This is a genomic window from Arthrobacter sp. NPDC058097, from assembly GCF_042884885.1.
Lineage (GTDB): Bacteria > Actinomycetota > Actinomycetes > Actinomycetales > Micrococcaceae > Arthrobacter.
The window spans coordinates 1-18,739 of record NZ_JBHVSZ010000002.1 but is presented as its reverse complement, the minus strand read 5'-3'; the positions used below and the strand labels follow the sequence as shown (position 1 = coordinate 18,739).

Below are 18,739 nucleotides of genomic sequence, written 5' to 3'. Positions count from 1 at the left end.
CGTTAAAGTGGTCTCCGCTACGCGAGCGGACCGCCGAAGATGTCGATAGTGCCTTCTTTGAGGGTCACAATGGCACGCTTGGTGCTCTTGCGGGTGCCCCATCCGAATTTGGTGCGCTTGCGCTTACCGGCACGGTTGATGGTGTTGATCGATTCGACCTTGACGGAGAAGATCTTCTCCACGGCCAGCTTGATCTCGGTCTTGTTCGAGCGGGGGTCCACCAGGAAGGTGTACTTGCCCTCGTCGATCAGGCCGTAGCTTTTTTCCGAGACGACGGGTGCAAGCACAACGTCGCGCGGGTCTTTGATGGTGGCTGCGCTCACTTGGCATCCTCCTCGTTCTTTGCAGCCTTGTCAGCAACGAATGCTTCGTAGGCAGCCTTGGTGAAGACTACGTCGTCGGAAACGAGCACGTCGTAGGTGTTCAGCTGGTCCACGTACAGGACGTGAACTTCGGCGAGGTTGCGCACGGAGAGTGCAGCAACGTCGTTCGCGCGCTCGATGACGACCAGCAGGTTCTTGCGCTCGGAAACTCCGCGCAGGGCTGCCAGTGCTGCCTTGGAGGACGGCTTGTCGCCGGCAACCAGTTCAGAAACGACGTGGACGCGGCCGTTGCGGGCGCGGTCAGAGAGAGCGCCGCGCAGTGCAGCAGCAATCATCTTCTTGGGGGTCCGCTGGCTGTAGTCACGCGGGGTGGGCCCGTGGACGATGCCACCGCCGGTCATGTGCGGAGCGCGGATCGAACCCTGACGGGCGCGGCCGGTGCCCTTCTGCTTGAACGGCTTGCGGCCTGCACCGGAAACTTCAGCGCGGGTCTTGGTCTTGTGGGTACCCTGGCGAGCAGCAGCGAGCTGGGCAACGACGACCTGGTGCAGCAGCGGCACGTTGGTCTGAACGTCGAAGATCTCTGCAGGCAGGTCAACCTTGACAGTGTTAGCCATTGAACTAGGCTCCCTTCACGGCGGTGCGTACGAGTACGACCTGGCCGCGGGCACCGGGAACGGCGCCCTTGATCAGGAGCAGCGACTTCTCGACGTCAACCGCGTGGACCGTGAGGTTCAGCGTGGTGTGACGAACGGCGCCCATGCGGCCGGCCATTTTCATGCCCTTGAAGACGCGGCTCGGGGTGGATGCTCCACCGATAGAACCGGGCTTACGGTGGTTCTTGTGGGCACCGTGGGAAGCTCCAACGCCGTGGAAGCCGTGACGCTTCATAACACCGGCGAAGCCCTTACCCTTGGTGGTGCCAACGACGTCGATCTTCTGGCCGGCTTCGAAGACCTCTACGGAGAGCTCCTGGCCCAGCTCGTACTCAGCAGCATCTGCGGTACGGAGTTCGACGACGTGACGGCGAGGCGTGACGCCTGCCTTTTCAAAGTGACCAGCCAGCGGCTTGGTGACCTTGCGGGGATCGATCTGGCCGTAGCCGATCTGAACGGCGACGTAGCCATCAGTCTCTGCATTGCGCAGCTGGGTGATGACGTTCGAGTCAGCCTGGACAACAGTGACGGGGATGAGCTTGTTGTTCTCGTCCCAGACCTGGGTCATGCCGAGCTTCGTGCCCAGCAGGCCCTTTACGTTACGGGTTGCGGTCATAGTCTCTCAGCACCTCCCTAAAGCTTGATTTCGATGTTCACGTCGGCCGGCAGGTCGAGACGCATGAGCGAGTCAACAGCCTTGGGCGTGGGGTCGATGATGTCGATCAGACGCTTGTGCGTGCGCATTTCAAAGTGCTCGCGGCTGTCCTTGTACTTGTGGGGAGAGCGGATAACGCAGTACACGTTCTTCTCCGTGGGCAGCGGCACCGGGCCGACTACCGTTGCGCCTGCGCGCGTGACCGTCTCAACGATCTTCCGTGCTGAAACGTCAATGACCTCGTGGTCGTATGACTTCAGCCGGATGCGGATTTTTTGTCCCGCCATGTCGCCTGACTCTCTTTCAGTAAGTGCTGCTCTGTTTACTTGCGTGTTGTATGGCTGCCGAAGCATTTGAAGTCGTAACTACCATCCGCCGCACAAGCTGAATCCGGATGAATCCGGGTTCCTCAACCTGCCGGCGCACCCGACCCCCGCGGTCGGGCGTGTCGCGCTGTGCAAGACGCACGAGCCCGCATTTCCTTGGGGGTGGGTTATGTTTGGGCTTCGACCTGGACCCTGACACCCGGCATTATCCGGATCGGGACGCGAAGAAGCGCTTGAACAACTCAACTAGTATGCCGGAATTTGCCCGAGGATGCGAATCGGGCCTTTTTAGCGGCGTTTAGGCCGCCGTTTCCGCCCCCGTTCGTCCGCTGGTCCTCCCCCCGGGCGTCATTGCCTCCGGCAATCATCGGTTGGATGATGGGTGAATGGCCGTGCAGAACGCCGACGCCGGCAGCAATGACTCCGGCAGCGCCGCAGTCACCGCAGATGCCGTGAACAACCTCGCCGGACGCCTGCGCCCGGATTTCACCTTGGGCGTTGCTGCCGCTGCCTTCCAGATCGAGGGCGCCCTCGCCGCGGACGGCCGCGGCCCGTCGGGCTGGGATGCCTTTGCGGCGAAGCCGGGCAACATCCTCCACGGACATTCGCCGGCGGTGGCCTGTGATCACTACAACCGCGTGCCGGAAGACGTTGCCCTCATGCGCGAACTCGGCATCGACTCCTACCGCTTCTCGATCTCGTGGCCAAGGGTCCATCCGGACGGCAGCGGCACAGCGAACCCGCGGGGTCTGGACTTCTACGACCGGCTGGTTGACCTGCTGCTGGCGGCCGGCATCTCCCCCATGGCCACGCTCTACCACTGGGACACTCCCCTGCCCCTTGAGCGCAGCGGAGGCTGGATGAACCGGGCCACGGCCGGGCGCTTCGCGGAGTACGCCGCCGCTGCCGGCCAGCGGCTCGGCGACCGGGTGGCGCAATGGGTCACGCTCAACGAACCCGTCTCCGTCACCCTGAACGGCTACGCCCTCGGTGTCCATGCACCGGGGCGCGACCTGCTGTTCAAGGCGCTGCCATCGGTCCACCACCAGCTGCTCGGCCACGGGCTCGCGGTCCAGGCCCTGCGCGCCGCCGGCGTGGCCGGGAGCATCGGCGTCACCAACCTGCACTCCCCCGTACGCCCTGCCACCCGGCGGCTGGCGGACAGACTGTTGGCCAAGGTCTGCGACCTTGTCCTCAACCGCGTGTACGCCGATCCCATACTCCTGGGACGATACCCTGCCCCGCCACTTGCCGCCCGTCCCTGGTTCAGGTTCCTGTCGCGGACGTCCGACGACGACCTCCGCTTGATCAGCCAGCCGCTCGACTTCTACGGGGTGAACTATTACTACCCGGTGCGGGTTGCCGCGGGACAGGGGCCGCCGGAGACTCCTGCTGGTAACGCACGGGCCATGGCGCGGGTGCCGTTCCACTTCGCGGCCTTCCCCGAATATGCCACCACCGGATTCGGCTGGCCGGTGGCCCCGGACCATCTGGGCATCCTGCTGCGGGAACTCAAGGACAGATACGGGGAAGCTTTGCCGCCGGTGTACATCACCGAGAGCGGCGCAAGCTTTCCGGAACCCGAACACGTCACCGGCCCGATCGCGGACTCGGGCCGGATCGACTACCTGGCGCACCATCTGGGCCAGGCGGTGAACGCCACGGCAGCCGGCGGGATCGCGCACGACGTGCAACTGCTCGGCTACTTCGTCTGGACGTTCATGGACAACTTCGAATGGGCCGCCGGGTATTCACAGCGCTTCGGCCTGGTGCACGTGGACTTCGAGACCCTGAAACGGACGCCCAAGAAGTCTTTCTACTGGCTGCAGGCACTCAGCCGGGCGCGGGCGCGCACGGCCTGATGCCGCGCCTGGCGGTTCTTGTCGGACCTACTGGTTCTTGTTCGCCCGGTTGATCCGCTTGGCGCGTTCAATCTCATGGCGGAAGTGCTTCTTGGCCCAAACAACGCCAACCACCACGGCTGCAACCACCAGCAGGAAAATAAGCCAACCCATGATGCTCCCTCTTTGCCACGAATCTGTCTTTGCACCGAAACTGTCGCGAGCACTAACCCTATCAGGGGCACCTTCCCCAATGGGGGGCTGCAGATACGAAAACAGCCCCGCTGCGAGTAGCAGCGGGGCTGTTTTCGAAGATCAGGCCAACAGGCCTGCAATCAGCAAGAGTTACTTGATGATCTTGGTGACACGTCCCGAACCAACGGTGCGGCCGCCTTCACGGATAGCGAAGCCGAGGCCCTCTTCCATAGCGATCGGCTGGATGAGCGCAACGGTCATCTCAGTGTTGTCGCCAGGCATAACCATTTCCGTGCCTTCCGGCAGGGTGATAACGCCGGTTACGTCCGTGGTACGGAAGTAGAACTGCGGGCGGTAGTTCGAGTAGAACGGGTTGTGACGTCCGCCTTCGTCCTTGGAGAGGATGTAGACGTTAGCCTCGAAGTCGGTGTGCGGGGTGATGGAACCCGGCTTGACGACAACCTGGCCACGCTCGACGTCGTCGCGCTTCAGACCGCGGAGCAGCAGGCCACAGTTCTCGCCGGCCCATGCTTCGTCGAGCTGCTTGTGGAACATCTCGATACCGGTAACCGTGGTCTTCTGGACCGGGCGGATGCCGACGATCTCGACCTCGGAGTTGATGGCGAGGGTTCCACGCTCGGCGCGGCCCGTAACAACGGTGCCACGGCCGGTGATCGTGAAGACGTCTTCGATCGGCATCAGGAACGGCTTGTCGCGGTCACGTACGGGGTCCGGAACGGACTCGTCGACAGCAGCCATCAGGTCCTCAACGGACTTGACCCACTCCGGGTCGCCTTCCAGAGCCTTGAGGCCGGAAACGCGGACAACCGGTGCTTCGTCGCCATCGAAGCCCTGCGAGCTCAGGAGCTCACGAACTTCCATTTCAACGAGGTCGAGGAGTTCCTCGTCGTCAACCATGTCTGCCTTGTTCAGCGCGACCAGCAGGTAGGGAACACCAACCTGGCGGGCGAGCAGAACGTGCTCGCGGGTCTGAGCCATCGGGCCGTCAGTAGCGGCAACCACGAGGATTGCGCCGTCCATCTGAGCAGCACCGGTGATCATGTTCTTGATGTAGTCAGCGTGACCCGGAGCGTCTACGTGTGCGTAGTGGCGCTTCTCGGTCTGGTACTCAACGTGGGAGATGTTGATGGTAATGCCGCGCTGACGCTCTTCCGGAGCAGAGTCGATCGACGCGAAGTCACGCTTCTCGTTGAGAGTCGGGTACTTGTCGTACAGCACCTTGGAAATGGCGGCCGTCAACGTCGTCTTACCGTGGTCAACGTGACCGATGGTACCGATGTTAACGTGCGGCTTAGTCCGCTCGAACTTTGCCTTTGCCACAGGTTCCTCCTAGAACGTTTTTCAAATGGCTTACCTTCGACCGCGCTTATCGCGGCAGAAACTCCAGTAAGTCTACTTGGGGGCTTTGGATTGATGAAATTGCAGATTCAGGAACTAATACTAGTGCCTAGAGCCTGTTCGTGCTGATGGCCGGAACCGGGCCGGAACCAGCGTTCCGGCCATCCGCACTAAGTGTGTTCCGCAGGGGAAACGCACCTGGTTTTTCGCAGCTTGTCGCGAGGACAGTCCTGGGGACTATTCGCCGCGGGACTTCTGGATGATCTCGTCGGCAACTGCCTTCGGGACCTCGGCGTAGCTGTTGAACGTCATGGAGTACACAGCGCGGCCCTGGGTCTTCGAGCGCAGGTCACCGATGTAGCCGAACATGCCGGACAGCGGTACGTGTGCGCGGACAACCTTGACGCCCTGAGCGTCCTCCATGGACTGCATCTGGCCACGGCGGGAGTTGAGGTCACCGATAACTTCACCCATGTATTCCTCAGGGGTGCGGACCTCAACATCCATCAGCGGTTCGAGCAGAACAGGGTTCGCCTTGCGTGCAGCTTCCTTGAAAGCCATACGGCCGGCGATCTTGAACGCCATTTCCGAGGAGTCAACATCGTGGTACGCGCCGTCAACCAGCGTTGCCTTGATGCCAACAACCGGGTAACCGGCCAGGACACCGTCATTCAGTGCGTCCTGGATACCGGCGTCGACCGACGGGATGTACTCGCGCGGAACGCGGCCACCGGTGACCTTGTTCTCGAACTCGTACAGCTCGCCTTCCGCAGTGTCCAGCGGCTCGATAGCGATCTGGATCTTTGCGAACTGGCCGGAACCACCGGTCTGCTTCTTGTGCGTGTAGTCGTGACGCTCAACGGCACGCTTGATGGTTTCGCGGTAAGCAACCTGCGGCTTGCCAACATTGGCCTCGACCTTGAATTCGCGGCGCATGCGGTCCACCAGGATGTCCAGGTGGAGTTCGCCCATGCCGGCGATGATGGTCTGGCCGGTGTCTTCGTTGAGGGAGACCTGGAAGGTCGGGTCCTCAGCGGAGAGCTTCTGGATGGCCGTGGAGAGCTTCTCCTGGTCACCCTTGGTGTTGGGTTCGATGGCAACCGAGATCACGGGCTCCGGGAAGCTCATGGACTCGAGGACGATCTGGTTGCTGGAGTCGCACAGGGTGTCGCCCGTGGTGGTGTCCTTCAGACCGATCGCTGCGTAGATGTGGCCGGCGGTAGCGCCCTCAACAGGCATTTCCTTGTTGGCGTGCATCTGGAACAGCTTGCCGATGCGCTCCTTCTTGCCCTTGGTGGAGTTGACCACCTGTGCGCCTGCTTCCACGTGACCGGAGTACACGCGGATGAAGGTGAGCTGGCCGAAGAACGGGTGCGCAGCAATCTTGAACGCCAGAGCAGAGAACGGCTCTTCCGCGGACGGCTTGCGGGTCAGTTCCTTCTCTTCGTCGCGGGGATCGTGACCGATCATCGGCGGGACGTCGAGCGGGTTCGGCAGGTAGTCGACGACTGCATCGAGCATCGGCTGAACGCCACGGTTCTTGAACGCGGAGCCACAGAACACCGGGTAGAGCTCGGAGTTGATCGTCATCTTGCGGATGCCGGCCTTGAGTTCGTCGATGGTGAGTTCTTCACCCTCGAGGTACTTCTCCATGAGTTCTTCGGAGGCCTCTGCAACGGTCTCCACGAGAGTGGAACGGTATTCCTCGGCCTTGGCCTTGAGGTCTTCCGGGATCTCGCGGATTTCGTACTTGGCGCCCATGGTCACGTCACCCTTGGCATCGCCGGGCCACACCAGTGCGCGCATGTAGAGCAGGTCCACGACGCCGATGAAGTCGTTCTCGGCACCGATCGGCAGCTGCATGACCAGCGGCTTGGCACCCAGGCGGCTGATGATGGTGTCTACGGTGAAGTAGAAGTCAGCGCCGAGCTTGTCCATCTTGTTGACGAAGCAGATGCGCGGAACGTTGTACTTGTCAGCCTGGCGCCAAACGGTCTCAGACTGCGGCTCAACGCCTTCCTTGCCATCGAAGACGGCAACTGCACCGTCGAGGACGCGCAGGGAGCGCTCGACCTCAACTGTGAAGTCCACGTGGCCCGGGGTGTCGATGATGTTGATCTGGTTGTTTTCCCAGAAGCAGGTCACGGCGGCAGACGTGATGGTGATGCCGCGTTCCTTTTCCTGTTCCATCCAGTCAGTGGTCGAAGCGCCGTCGTGCGTTTCGCCAATCTTGTGGTTCACACCTGTGTAGAACAGAATGCGCTCGGTGGTGGTGGTCTTGCCGGCATCGATGTGGGCCATGATGCCGATGTTGCGGACCTTACTAAGGTCTGTAAGCACGTCCTGTGCCACGGTGTCTCCCTTTCGGATGGACTACGCGTTCGCCGCCGGCTCGGTGGAGCCGGCGGCGTACGGGAAGTTTTACCAGCGGTAGTGGGCGAAGGCCTTGTTGGACTCGGCCATCTTGTGGGTGTCTTCGCGACGCTTCACAGCGGCACCGAGACCGTTCGAGGCATCCAGGATTTCGTTCTGGAGACGCTCGGTCATCGTCTTTTCGCGGCGGGCCTTGGAGTAGCCGACCAGCCAACGCAGGGCGAGGGCGGTGGAGCGGCCCGGCTTGACCTCAACCGGAACCTGGTAGGTGGCGCCACCGACGCGACGGGAGCGAACCTCGAGGGAAGGCTTGACGTTGTCCATGGCCTTCTTGAGGGCTGCAACGGGGTCGCCGCCGGACTTGGCGCGTGCACCTTCGAGGGCACCGTACACGATGCGCTCTGCGGTGGACTTCTTGCCGTCAACCAGCACCTTGTTGATCAGCTGGGTGACCAGCGGGGAGCCGTAGACGGGATCTGATACGAGCGGCCGCTTCGGGGCCGGACCCTTGCGAGGCATATTACTTCTTCTCCATCTTTGCGCCGTAGCGGCTGCGAGCCTGCTTACGGTTCTTGACACCCTGGGTATCGAGGGCACCGCGGACGATCTTGTAGCGAACGCCGGGGAGGTCCTTCACACGACCACCACGAACGAGCACAATGGAGTGCTCCTGGAGGTTGTGGCCAACACCGGGGATGTAGGCGGTAACTTCGATGCCACCGTTGAGGCGCACACGTGCAACCTTACGCAGAGCCGAGTTCGGCTTCTTCGGAGTGGTGGTGTAGACGCGGGTGCAAACACCGCGGCGCATCGGGCTGCCCTTAAGCGCGGGAGCCTTGGTCTTTGAGACCTTCGGCGTGCGGCCCTTGCGGACCAGCTGGTTAATCGTAGGCACTTTCGTGTTCTCCGTTTTATCCGGAGCGGCCTCTGACAGCCGCTCTCCTTTTGCTTTGCCCCGCCGCCCGAGCTTTGAAGAAGTCTCCAGAGCAGCTGAGGCGAAGCCTTAATGTCGGATCGCATACGGGAGACGCTGCAACTCGCGGCCGCAACTGTCCCTAGGCATGCAAAAATGTGGCATACGTTGCACAAGAACCCTGCAAACCGGAAACGTCGCTCTCGGTCCTGCCTTTCGGCTGATACAGCCTTCCAGCAAACCGGGCGCACTCATCCACTGCCACAATAACAATTGGTCTCAAGTTTAGCACGGACTCCCCCGAGGCCTTAATCCGCGCGGATCCCTGCTGGTTAAACAGCAACGCGGGGTCACTACGCGCCCAATCCGGATGGTGGATTGGGCGGTAAGTGACCCCGCGTTGCTTACAGCGGACCGTTACCGGAAATCGTTGCCGAGATCGTAGTCGTCCAGCGGAATGGCGTGGAACTCAGGAGCTCCGTCGCCGCCCAGCGTGTCGTAGGAGAAGTCGCTGAATGCGCTCGGGCCGGTGAACAGGTTGGCCTTTGCTTCTTCAGTCGGTTCCACCGTGATCTCGGTGTAGCGCGGGAGGCCCGTGCCGGCCGGGATCAGCTTACCGATGATGACGTTCTCCTTGAGGCCGAGCAGCGGATCGCTCTTGCCTTCCATGGCCGCCTGCGTCAGGACGCGGGTGGTCTCCTGGAAGGAAGCTGCGGACAGCCAGGACTCGGTGGCCAGCGACGCCTTGGTGATACCCATGAGCTCGGGACGTCCGGAAGCCGGAGTCTTGCCCTCGGATACAACGCGGCGGTTGGCTTCCTCGAACCGGGCGCGCTCTGCCAGCTCACCGGGGAGCAGGTCGGAGTCGCCGGACTCGATGACCGTGACGCGGCGCAGCATCTGGCGGACGATGACTTCCACGTGCTTGTCGTGGATGCCAATGCCCTGGCTGCGGTACACGCCCTGCACTTCGTCCACGAGGAACTTCTGTGCGGCACGCGGGCCCATGATGCGCAGGACCTGCTTCGGGTCGACCGGACCGTTGATGAGCTTCTGGCCCACCGTGACGTGCTGGCCGTCCTCGATCAGGAGACGCGACCGGCGCAGGACCGGGTAGGCGATCTCTTCGGAACCGTCGTCCGGAGTGATCACCAGGCGCATCTGGCGCTCGGATTCCTCGATGGTGATGCGGCCGGCTGCTTCCGCAATCGGCGCCACACCCTTCGGGGTACGGGCTTCGAAGAGCTCCTGGATACGGGGCAGACCCTGGGTGATGTCGTCGCCACCGCTGGCGGAAACAGCACCACCGGTGTGGAACGTACGCATGGTCAGCTGGGTACCGGGTTCACCGATGGACTGTGCGGCGATGATGCCCACAGCTTCACCGATGTCCACGGTCTTGCCGGTTGCCAGCGAACGGCCGTAGCACAGGGCACAGGTTCCGACGCTGGACTCACAGGTGAGCACGGAGCGGACCTTGACCTCGGTGATGCCGGCTGCGAACAGCTCAGCGATCACGACGTCACCGCAGTCGGTGCCGGCCGGAGCCAGGACGTTGCCCTTGGAGTCGACGACGTCCACGGCCAGCGTACGGGCGTAGGCGCTGTTCTCGACGTTCTCGTCCAGGGTCAGCTCACCGTTGGCGTCAGCCACGGCGATCGGGGTGACGAGGCCGCGCTCGGTGCCGCAGTCCTCTTCACGGACGATGACGTCCTGCGAGACGTCCACCAGACGACGGGTCAGGTAACCCGAGTTGGCGGTACGCAGCGCGGTGTCGGCAAGACCCTTACGTGCACCGTGCGTGGCGATGAAGTATTCCAGCACCGACAGGCCCTCACGGTAGGAGGACTTGATCGGACGCGGGATGATTTCACCCTTCGGGTTGGCCACCAGGCCACGGATACCCGCGATCTGGCGGACCTGCATCCAGTTACCACGTGCACCGGAGGACACCATGCGGTTGATGGTGTTCATCGGCGACAGGCTGTCACGCATGACCTGGGCGATCTCGTTGGTCGCCTTGTTCCAGATCTCGATCAGTTCCTGGCGACGCTCGTCGTCGTCGATAAGGCCCTTGTCGTACTGGCCCTGGATCTTGGCGGCGCGCTCCTCGTAACCGGCCAGGATGGCCGGCTTCTGCTCCGGCACCTCGATGTCGGAGATGGCGACGGTGACGCCCGAGCGGGTGGCCCAGTAGAAACCGGCGTCCTTGAGGTTGTCCAGCGTTGCGGCGGTGACAACCTTCGGGTAGCGCTCTGCCAGGTCGTTGACGATCCGGGACAGCTCGCCCTTGTCGGCAACAGCCTCAACCCACGGGTAGTCCTCGGGCAGGGTCTCGTTGAAGAGGACCTGGCCCAGGGAGGTGTCCACCAGTGCGGGCTGACCCTGCTCCCAGCCTTCCGGAGTTTCCCAGCCGGCGTAAGGAACGAATCCCTCAAGACGGATCTTGACCTGGGAGTTCAGGTGCAGCTCGTGTGCGTCGAAGGCCATGATGGCCTCGGACACGGAGCCGAAGACCCGGCCTTCACCAGCTGAACCGACACGCTTGGTGGTCAGGTGGTAGAGGCCGATGATCATATCCTGCGAAGGCAGGGTCACCGGGCGGCCGTCGGACGGCTTCAGGATGTTGTTGGACGACAGCATCAGGATGCGTGCCTCAGCCTGGGCTTCGGGGCTCAGCGGCAGGTGTACTGCCATCTGGTCGCCGTCGAAGTCAGCGTTGAAGGCGCCACAAACCAGCGGGTGGAGCTGGATGGCCTTGCCTTCAACAAGCTGCGGCTCGAATGCCTGGATACCGAGGCGGTGCAGGGTAGGTGCACGGTTGAGCAGCACCGGGTGTTCGGTGATGATCTCTTCCAGCACGTCCCAGACCTGCGGACGGTAACGCTCGACCATGCGCTTGGCCGACTTGATGTTCTGGGCGTGGTTGAGGTCAACCAGGCGCTTCATCACGAACGGCTTGAAGAGCTCCAGCGCCATCTGCTTGGGCAGGCCACACTGGTGCAGCTTCAGCTGCGGACCGACGACGATGACCGAACGGCCCGAGTAGTCGACGCGCTTGCCGAGCAGGTTCTGGCGGAAACGGCCCTGCTTGCCCTTGAGCATGTCGCTCAGGGACTTCAGCGGACGGTTGCCCGGTCCGGTGACCGGACGGCCGCGGCGGCCGTTGTCGAAGAGGCTGTCAACAGCTTCCTGAAGCATGCGCTTCTCGTTGTTGACGATGATCTCCGGAGCACCCAGGTCAAGCAGTCGCTTGAGTCGGTTGTTGCGGTTGATCACGCGGCGGTAGAGGTCGTTGAGGTCGGAGGTCGCGAAGCGGCCACCGTCCAGCTGGACCATCGGGCGCAGTTCCGGCGGGATCACCGGGACAGCGTCCAGCACCATGCCGAGCGGGCTGTTGTTGGTGGTCAGGAACGCGTTGACCACCTTCAGGCGCTTCAGGGCGCGGGTCTTGCGCTGGCCCTTGCCGTTGGCGATGATGTCGCGCAGGTTGTCGGACTCGGCCTGCATGTCGAAGTTCTCAAGGCGCTTCTTGATGGCCTCGGCACCCATGGAGCCCTCGAAGTACATGCCGTAGCGGTCACGCAGTTCGCGGTACAGGCCCTCGTCACCTTCGAGGTCGGCGACCTTCAGGTTCTTGAAGCGGTCCCAGACCTGCTCGAGGCGCTCGATCTCGGCGTCGGCGCGCTTGCGGACGTTCGCCATCTGGCGGTCAGCGGAGTCGCGTGCCTTCTTCTTGTCGGCAGCCTTGGCACCCTCGCCCTCGAGACGGGCAAGCTCGTTCTCAAGGTCGCGGGCGATCGCGGCGATGTCGGAGTCGCGGTTGTCGATCAGCTGCTTCTTCTCGACGTCATGCTCAACCTGCAGGTTGGGCAGTTCCGCGTGGCGGTTTTCCTCGTCAACGCTGGTGATCATGTAGGCAGCGAAGTAGATGACCTTTTCGAGGTCCTTCGGAGCCAGGTCAAGGAGGTAGCCCAGGCGGGACGGAACACCCTTGAAGTACCAGATGTGGGTTACAGGAGCGGCCAGTTCGATGTGGCCCATGCGCTCACGGCGCACCTTGGCGCGGGTGACCTCGACGCCACAGCGCTCACAGATGATGCCCTTGAAGCGCACGCGCTTGTACTTGCCACAGTAGCATTCCCAGTCGCGGGACGGGCCGAAGATCTTCTCGCAGAAGAGGCCGTCCTTCTCGGGCTTGAGCGTGCGGTAGTTGATGGTTTCCGGCTTCTTAACCTCGCCGTACGACCAGCCGCGGATGTCTTCCGCGGTGGCGAGGCCGATCTGCATGAGGCCGAAGGAGGATTCGCTGGACATATGGTCCCTGTTCTCTCTTGTTCTCTAAATTCTGAAGTCTTGGTTGCGGGTAGAGGGAGGGGACGACGGCGGGCGGTCACCCGCCGTCGTACTCCTTAGACCTCTTCTACGGAGCTGGGCTCTGCACGAGACAGATCGATGCCCAGTTCTTCCGCAGCCGTGAAGACTGCGTCATCAGAGTCACGCATTTCAATCGTGGTTCCGTCGGTGGAAAGAACTTCCACGTTCAGGCACAGCGACTGCATTTCCTTGATCAACACCTTGAAGGATTCGGGAACACCCGGCTCGGGGATGTTCTCGCCCTTGACGATCGCCTCGTAGACCTTCACACGGCCGTGGATGTCATCGGACTTGATCGTGAGCAGTTCCTGGAGCGTGTAGGCGGCGCCGTAAGCTTCGAGCGCCCACACTTCCATTTCACCGAAGCGCTGGCCACCGAACTGTGCCTTACCACCCAGCGGCTGCTGCGTGATCATGGAGTACGGGCCGGTGGAGCGGGCGTGGATCTTGTCGTCCACCAGGTGGTGGAGCTTCAGGATGTACATGTAGCCGACCGAGATCGGATCCGGGAACGGCTCGCCGGAGCGGCCGTCGAACAGGCGCGTCTTGCCCGAGGAGTCGATCAGGCGGTCGCCGTCGCGGGTCACGTTGGTGGAGTCGAGCAGGCCCGTGATTTCCTCTTCGCGGGCGCCGTCGAAGACCGGCGTTGCAACAGTGGTCTGGCCACTCTCACGCGGCAGGTTCGGCAGCTGCTTCGCCCACTCCGGCTCGCCTTCGATCTTCCAACCCGTCTTGGCAACCCAGCCGAGGTGCGTTTCCAGCACCTGGCCGACGTTCATACGGCCCGGAACACCCAGCGGGTTCAGGACGATGTCGACGGGGGTACCGTCGGCAAGGAAGGGCATGTCCTCGATCGGGAGGATCTTGGAGATAACACCCTTGTTGCCGTGGCGGCCGGCCAGCTTGTCGCCGTCGGTGATCTTGCGCTTGGCAGCCACGTAGACGCGGACCAGCTGGTTGACGCCCGGGGGCAGCTCGTCGTCGTTGTCGCGGTCGAAGACGCGCACGCCGATAACGGTGCCGGACTCGCCGTGCGGAACCTTCAGGGAGGTGTCGCGGACTTCGCGGGACTTCTCACCGAAGATGGCGCGGAGCAGGCGCTCTTCCGGAGTCAGCTCGGTTTCACCCTTCGGGGTGACCTTTCCGACCAGGATGTCGCCGGCTTCAACCTCGGCACCGATGTGGATGATGCCGCGCTCGTCCAGGCCTGCCAGGACTTCCTCGGACACGTTGGGGATGTCACGGGTGATTTCCTCGGCACCAAGCTTGGTGTCGCGGGCATCGATCTCGTGCTCCTCGATGTGGATGGAGGAAAGAACGTCCTCGGCAACGATGCGCTGCGAGAGGATGATGGCGTCCTCGAAGTTGTGGCCCTCCCATGACATGAATGCCACGAGGAGGTTCTTACCGAGGGCGAGCTCGCCCTGGTCCGTTGCCGGGCCGTCGGCGATGATGCCGCCAACTTCCAGGCGCTGGCCTTCGTTCACCAGAACACGGTTGTTGTAGCAGTTGCCCTGGTTGGAGCGGGCGAACTTGTTGATGCGGTAGTTGGTTTCCGTGCCGTCGTCGTTGAGCATGACGACGAGCTCGGCGGAAACCTCGGTAACCACGCCGGCCTTCTTGGCGATGGTGACGTCACCGGCGTCAACAGCGGCGGCACGCTCCATGCCGGTACCCACGAACGGGGCCTCGGAACGGACCAGCGGCACAGCCTGGCGCTGCATGTTGGCACCCATGAGTGCGCGGTTGGCGTCGTCGTGCTCGAGGAACGGGATCAGGGCGGTTGCCACGGACACCATCTGGCGCGGGGAAACGTCCATGAACTGAACGTCAGCAGCGGGAACCAGCACGGGCTCGCCTCCACCACCGCGGGCACGGACCAGTACGGTCTCTTCAGCGAAGCGCTTGTTCTCGTCGAGCGGAGCGTTGGCCTGTGCGATCAGGACCTCTGCCTCGTCGTCGGCCGTCAGGTACTGGACGTCGTCGGAGACGACGCCGTCCTTGACCAGGCGGTACGGCGTCTCGATGAAACCGAACGGGTTGATGCGGCCGTAGGAAGCCAGCGAACCGATCAGACCAATGTTCGGGCCTTCAGGGGTTTCGATGGGGCACATACGTCCGTAGTGGGACGGGTGGACGTCTCGGACTTCCATGCCGGCACGGTCACGGGACAGACCGCCCGGGCCCAGCGCAGACAGGCGGCGCTTGTGGGTCAGGCCCGAGAGCGGGTTGTTCTGGTCCATGAACTGGGACAGCTGGGAGGTTCCGAAGAACTCCTTGATGGCTGCCACGACGGGACGGATGTTGATCAGGGTCTGCGGCGTGATGGCCTCGACGTCCTGCGTGGTCATGCGTTCGCGGACAACGCGCTCCATGCGGGACAGACCGGTGCGGACCTGGTTCTCGATGAGCTCGCCCACGGCGCGGATGCGGCGGTTGCCGAAGTGGTCGATGTCATCGATCTCGACGCGCAGCTCGTGGTCTTCGCCGTCGCGCTTGCCCATGATGGTCTTCTCACCGGCGTGCAGCGCGACGAGGAACTTGATCATGGCCACGATGTCTTCAACGTGCAGGACCGAGGCTTCCTTGTCGCCAAGGGAGCGGTCGATGCCAAGCTTGCGGTTGATCTTGTAACGGCCAACCTTGGCCAGATCGTAGCGCTTGGAGTTGAAGTACAGGTTGTCCAGCAGGGACTGGGCAGCCTCGACTGTGGGCGGCTCGCCCGGACGCAGCTTGCGGTAGATGTCCAGCAGGGCGTCTTCGCGGGTTTCGGTGGCGTCCTTCTCCAGCGTTGCACGCATGGAGTCGTACTGGCCGAACTCCTCGAGGATCTGGCCTTCGGTCCAGCCGAGTGCCTTCAGCAGCACCGTGACCGACTGCTTGCGCTTGCGGTCGAGGCGCACGCCGACCTGGTCGCGCTTGTCGATCTCGAGCTCGAACCAGGCGCCGCGGGACGGAATGATCTTTGCGGTAAAGATGTCCTTGTCGCTGGTCTTGTCAGCGGCGCGCTCGAAGTAGGCGCCCGGGGAACGGACCAGCTGGGAAACGACGACACGCTCGGTGCCGTTGACGACGAAGGTGCCCTTCTCGGTCATCAGCGGGAAGTCACCCATGAACACGGTCTGCTGCTTGATTTCGCCCGTGTTGTTGTTCATGAATTCGGCCTTGACGTACAGCGGTGCCGAGTACGTAGCGTCCCGGTCCTTGCATTCAGCCATGGTGTACTTCGGATCAGCGAACTCCGGATCGGAGAAGCTCAGGGACATGGTGCCCTGGAAGTCCTCAATCGGGGAGATCTCTTCGAAGATGTCGGAAAGACCGGAGGTGGTGGCGACGCTCAGGTCGCCTTCTTCGACGGCCTTCGCAACGCGGGCCTGCCAGCGTTCATTTCCGACCAGCCAGTCGAAGCTGTCCGTCTGCAGGGCAAGCAGATTCGGAACGTCAAGAGGTTCGTGAATCTTTGCGAATGAGAGCCGGCGAGTCGCACCATCGGTGCTTGCCGTGTTAGCGGTTTCGTTATTAGAGGTGCTCGAGGCGACCAAGAGGGATCCTTCCACAGACCTTCAGGCGTTTTCAGATCTCCCCCGCTTTTCACCCTGCGAAGTGACTCCGCAGTGCTACCATCCGGTTCCGCTATATGACCCGGAACCTGGTTCTGCCCATGCTGGTGACGTTGTTCACGGCACATTGATGGAACAGCTAACAGGCTAAGCCCACCGCTATATGAAGGCTGAAGGTAAACAGGGAAGACGCAAATATCTACGATACGGCAAAACCCCACGCGTGTCTACCCCACTTGCCAGCAGAAAGCAAGCACCGTTGCCACGGGCACCTAACCGGAATGCACTCCGCCTTCCCAGCGTTGAATGCATAGGTGACCGGGCTCACGATACCCTTAGGCCAACCATCGACCAATAGATCGGAAGAGAATATCCATGAGCAACTCCGCGGACAACAGCGACGTCGTCATCCTGTCCGGCGCGCGCACCCCGCAGGGCCGGCTGAACGGGCAACTGGCGAGCTTCACCGCCGTCGAGCTCGGAGCGCACGCCATCAAGGCGGCCATTGCGGCGAGCGGACTGGAAGCCGACCGGGTGGACGCCGTGATCATGGGCCAGGTGCTGCAGGCAGGGGCCGGCCAGAATCCGGCACGCCAGAGCGCCATCGGCGCGGGCATCGGGTGGAACGTCCCCACGGTGACCATCAACAAGGTCTGCCTCTCCGGGCTCACCGCCGTGATCGATGCGGCGCGGATGATCCGTGCCGGCGACGCCACCGTCGTCGTCGCCGGCGGCCAGGAGTCGATGACGCGCGCGCCCCACGTACTTCCCGGCTCCCGCCAGGGCTGGAACTACGGCACCGTCCAGGCGCTCGATGTTGCGGCGCACGACGGGCTGACCGACGCGTTCGACGGCCAGTCGATGGGCCTGTCCACCGAATCCAAGAACCTGACGCTCGGCATTGACCGGACCGCGCAGGACAACGTGGCCGCCAATTCACACCAGCGTGCCGCGATCGCCTCGAAGAACGGCGTTTTCGACGACGAGATCTCACCGATCAGCGTCAAGCAGCGCAAGGGTGATCCCGTGGTGGTCTCCACCGACGAAGGCGTCCGCCCGGACACCACGGTCGAGTCCCTGGCCGGCCTGCGGGCCGCCTTCGTCACCGACGGCACCATCACCGCAGGCAACTCCTCCCCCCTGTCCGACGGCGCCTCCGCCCTGGTGCTGACCTCCCGGAAGTTCGCGGAGGAGAACGGCCTCGAGTACCTGGCGGTCGTGGGCAAGCCCGGGCAGGTGGCCGGGCCGGACAACTCACTCCATTCCCAGCCCTCCAATGCCATCCGGAACGCGCTGGACCGGGCCGGCTGGAGCACGGCAGACCTGGACTTCATCGAGATCAATGAGGCGTTCGGTTCGGTGGCCGTGCAGTCCCTCAAGGACCTGGACTACCCGCTGGAGCAGTGCAACATCCACGGCGGCGCCATCGCACTGGGCCACCCGATCGGAGCGTCCGGGGCACGGCTGGCACTCCACGCGGCACACGAGCTGAAGCGGCGCGGCACGGGCAAGGCGGCGGTCTCGCTCTGCGGAGGCGGCGGCCAGGGCGAGGCCCTCCTGCTGTTCCGTGATTAATACCGGGGGAACGGCTGACGGGCGGGGACTGATGGGCGGCAGGGAGCGCTTCCTGGCCGACGCGGCCGCGCGGGGCCTGGATGTCCAACTGGTCGAGCGGCTGGCGGCCCACAGCCTCGAGGAGGCGGCGGAGATCCTCGGCATCAGCCCGGCGGACATCGTGAAGTCGCTCGTGGTCAAGCACAAGGACGGCAGCTTCCTCTTCGCCCTCATCCCGGGCGACCGCCAGATCTCGTGGCCCAAGCTGCGCAGCCTGGTGGGCGTCAACAAGCTCTCGCTCCCGGCGGCCCACGTGGCACTCGAGGCAACGGGCTACGAGCGCGGCACCATCACGCCGCTCGGCAGCACCACGGCCTGGCCCGTCTATGCGGACCGGACCATCGCCGGCAAGCGGATCTCCATGGGCGCGGGCCAGCACGGCTACAGCGCCTTCGTGGACGCCGACGCCCTGGTCTCCGCCCTCGGCGCGGTGCTCGCGGACATCAGCGAACCCAACTGACACCCGCCGTCGAAAGAACGCGGCCTCAAAAAGCAACGCGGGGTCACTTAGCGCCCAATTCGGCCCTTGGATTGGGCGCTAAGTGAC

Annotated in this window: 14 protein-coding genes; 3 read left to right on the top strand and 11 right to left on the bottom strand. The window is 63.0% G+C overall.

All coding sequences use genetic code 11. The features are described 5' to 3' along the window. Positions 1-17 precede the first annotated feature (17 nt). From rplW to rpsJ, 4 genes are read right to left on the bottom strand one after another with little or no spacing between them, the layout of a single operon-like run. Positions 18-323 (bottom strand): 50S ribosomal protein L23, encoded by a 306-nt coding sequence (gene rplW, locus ACFVTE_RS03950; protein WP_003803807.1) that lies wholly within the window; start codon positions 321-323, stop codon positions 18-20. Then, on the bottom strand, positions 320-940 hold the full coding sequence (rplD, locus tag ACFVTE_RS03945) for a 50S ribosomal protein L4 (protein WP_387097189.1): 621 nt from the start codon (positions 938-940) through the stop codon (positions 320-322). Before rplD ends, rplW begins: the two co-directional genes overlap by 4 nt. A gap of 4 nt (positions 941-944) precedes the next feature. Continuing rightward, positions 945-1,595 (bottom strand): 50S ribosomal protein L3, encoded by a 651-nt coding sequence (rplC, locus tag ACFVTE_RS03940; RefSeq protein ID WP_331572353.1) that lies wholly within the window; start codon positions 1,593-1,595, stop codon positions 945-947. 17 nt (positions 1,596-1,612) lie between these two features. After that, positions 1,613-1,921 carry a 30S ribosomal protein S10 gene (rpsJ, locus tag ACFVTE_RS03935; RefSeq protein ID WP_003803825.1) on the bottom strand — a complete coding sequence of 103 codons (309 nt, stop codon included), beginning with the start codon at positions 1,919-1,921 and terminating at the stop codon, positions 1,613-1,615. A gap of 425 nt (positions 1,922-2,346) precedes the next feature. Here rpsJ and ACFVTE_RS03930 point away from each other — a divergent pair, with 425 nt between their 5' ends. Next, entirely contained in the window at positions 2,347-3,822 is a 1,476-nt protein-coding gene (locus tag ACFVTE_RS03930; protein ID WP_387097185.1) for a GH1 family beta-glucosidase, read from the top strand. Between the two features lie 27 nt (positions 3,823-3,849). On the opposite strand, the gene ACFVTE_RS03925 is transcribed toward ACFVTE_RS03930, so the two are convergent. From ACFVTE_RS03925 to rpoB, 7 genes are all read right to left on the bottom strand, one after another. Continuing rightward, complete coding sequence (locus ACFVTE_RS03925) at positions 3,850-3,975, bottom strand: hypothetical protein (RefSeq protein ID WP_262982871.1); 126 nt, start codon at positions 3,973-3,975, stop codon at positions 3,850-3,852. Positions 3,976-4,146: 171 nt separating this feature from the next. Beyond that, entirely contained in the window at positions 4,147-5,337 is a 1,191-nt protein-coding gene (gene tuf / locus ACFVTE_RS03920; RefSeq protein ID WP_003803827.1) for an elongation factor Tu, read from the bottom strand. 255 nt (positions 5,338-5,592) lie between these two features. Next, complete coding sequence (gene fusA / locus ACFVTE_RS03915) at positions 5,593-7,707, bottom strand: elongation factor G (protein ID WP_003803828.1); 2,115 nt, start codon at positions 7,705-7,707, stop codon at positions 5,593-5,595. A 69-nt stretch (positions 7,708-7,776) separates the two neighbouring features. Continuing rightward, positions 7,777-8,247, bottom strand: coding sequence for a 30S ribosomal protein S7 (gene rpsG / locus ACFVTE_RS03910; RefSeq protein WP_003803829.1), 471 nt, complete (start codon positions 8,245-8,247; stop codon positions 7,777-7,779). Between the two features lies 1 nt (position 8,248). Beyond that, positions 8,249-8,623 carry a 30S ribosomal protein S12 gene (gene rpsL, locus ACFVTE_RS03905; RefSeq protein WP_003803830.1) on the bottom strand — a complete coding sequence of 125 codons (375 nt, stop codon included), beginning with the start codon at positions 8,621-8,623 and terminating at the stop codon, positions 8,249-8,251. A gap of 435 nt (positions 8,624-9,058) precedes the next feature. Continuing rightward, complete coding sequence (locus ACFVTE_RS03900; protein ID WP_387097179.1) at positions 9,059-12,958, bottom strand: DNA-directed RNA polymerase subunit beta'; 3,900 nt, start codon at positions 12,956-12,958, stop codon at positions 9,059-9,061. 95 nt (positions 12,959-13,053) lie between these two features. After that, positions 13,054-16,560 carry a DNA-directed RNA polymerase subunit beta gene (gene rpoB / locus ACFVTE_RS03895; protein WP_377949424.1) on the bottom strand — a complete coding sequence of 1,169 codons (3,507 nt, stop codon included), beginning with the start codon at positions 16,558-16,560 and terminating at the stop codon, positions 13,054-13,056. A gap of 393 nt (positions 16,561-16,953) precedes the next feature. Between rpoB and ACFVTE_RS03890 the strand changes: the two genes are divergently transcribed. Both ACFVTE_RS03890 and ACFVTE_RS03885 read left to right on the top strand, forming a co-directional pair. Further along, positions 16,954-18,153 (top strand): acetyl-CoA C-acetyltransferase, encoded by a 1,200-nt coding sequence (locus ACFVTE_RS03890; protein WP_387097175.1) that lies wholly within the window; start codon positions 16,954-16,956, stop codon positions 18,151-18,153. 31 nt (positions 18,154-18,184) lie between these two features. Then, positions 18,185-18,652: an aminoacyl-tRNA deacylase gene (locus ACFVTE_RS03885; protein WP_387098313.1), complete on the top strand. Its 468-nt coding sequence runs from the start codon at positions 18,185-18,187 to the stop codon at positions 18,650-18,652. The last annotated feature ends 87 nt before the right edge of the window (positions 18,653-18,739 follow it).

Bases quoted from the DNA above. Each gene is read 5' to 3' on its own strand.
- rplD (WP_387097189.1), bottom strand. From the start codon at position 940: ATGGCTAACACTGTCAAGGTTGACCTGCCTGCAGAGATCTTCGACGTT.
- rplC (WP_331572353.1), bottom strand. From the start codon at position 1,595: ATGACCGCAACCCGTAACGTAAAGGGCCTGCTGGGCACGAAGCTCGGC.
- rpsJ (WP_003803825.1), bottom strand. From the start codon at position 1,921: ATGGCGGGACAAAAAATCCGCATCCGGCTGAAGTCATACGACCACGAG.
- ACFVTE_RS03930 (WP_387097185.1), top strand. From the start codon at position 2,347: ATGGCCGTGCAGAACGCCGACGCCGGCAGCAATGACTCCGGCAGCGCC.
- ACFVTE_RS03925 (WP_262982871.1), bottom strand. From the start codon at position 3,975: ATGGGTTGGCTTATTTTCCTGCTGGTGGTTGCAGCCGTGGTGGTTGGC.
- rpsG (WP_003803829.1), bottom strand. From the start codon at position 8,247: ATGCCTCGCAAGGGTCCGGCCCCGAAGCGGCCGCTCGTATCAGATCCC.
- ACFVTE_RS03900 (WP_387097179.1), bottom strand. From the start codon at position 12,958: ATGTCCAGCGAATCCTCCTTCGGCCTCATGCAGATCGGCCTCGCCACC.
- ACFVTE_RS03890 (WP_387097175.1), top strand. From the start codon at position 16,954: ATGAGCAACTCCGCGGACAACAGCGACGTCGTCATCCTGTCCGGCGCG.
- ACFVTE_RS03885 (WP_387098313.1), top strand. From the start codon at position 18,185: ATGGGCGGCAGGGAGCGCTTCCTGGCCGACGCGGCCGCGCGGGGCCTG.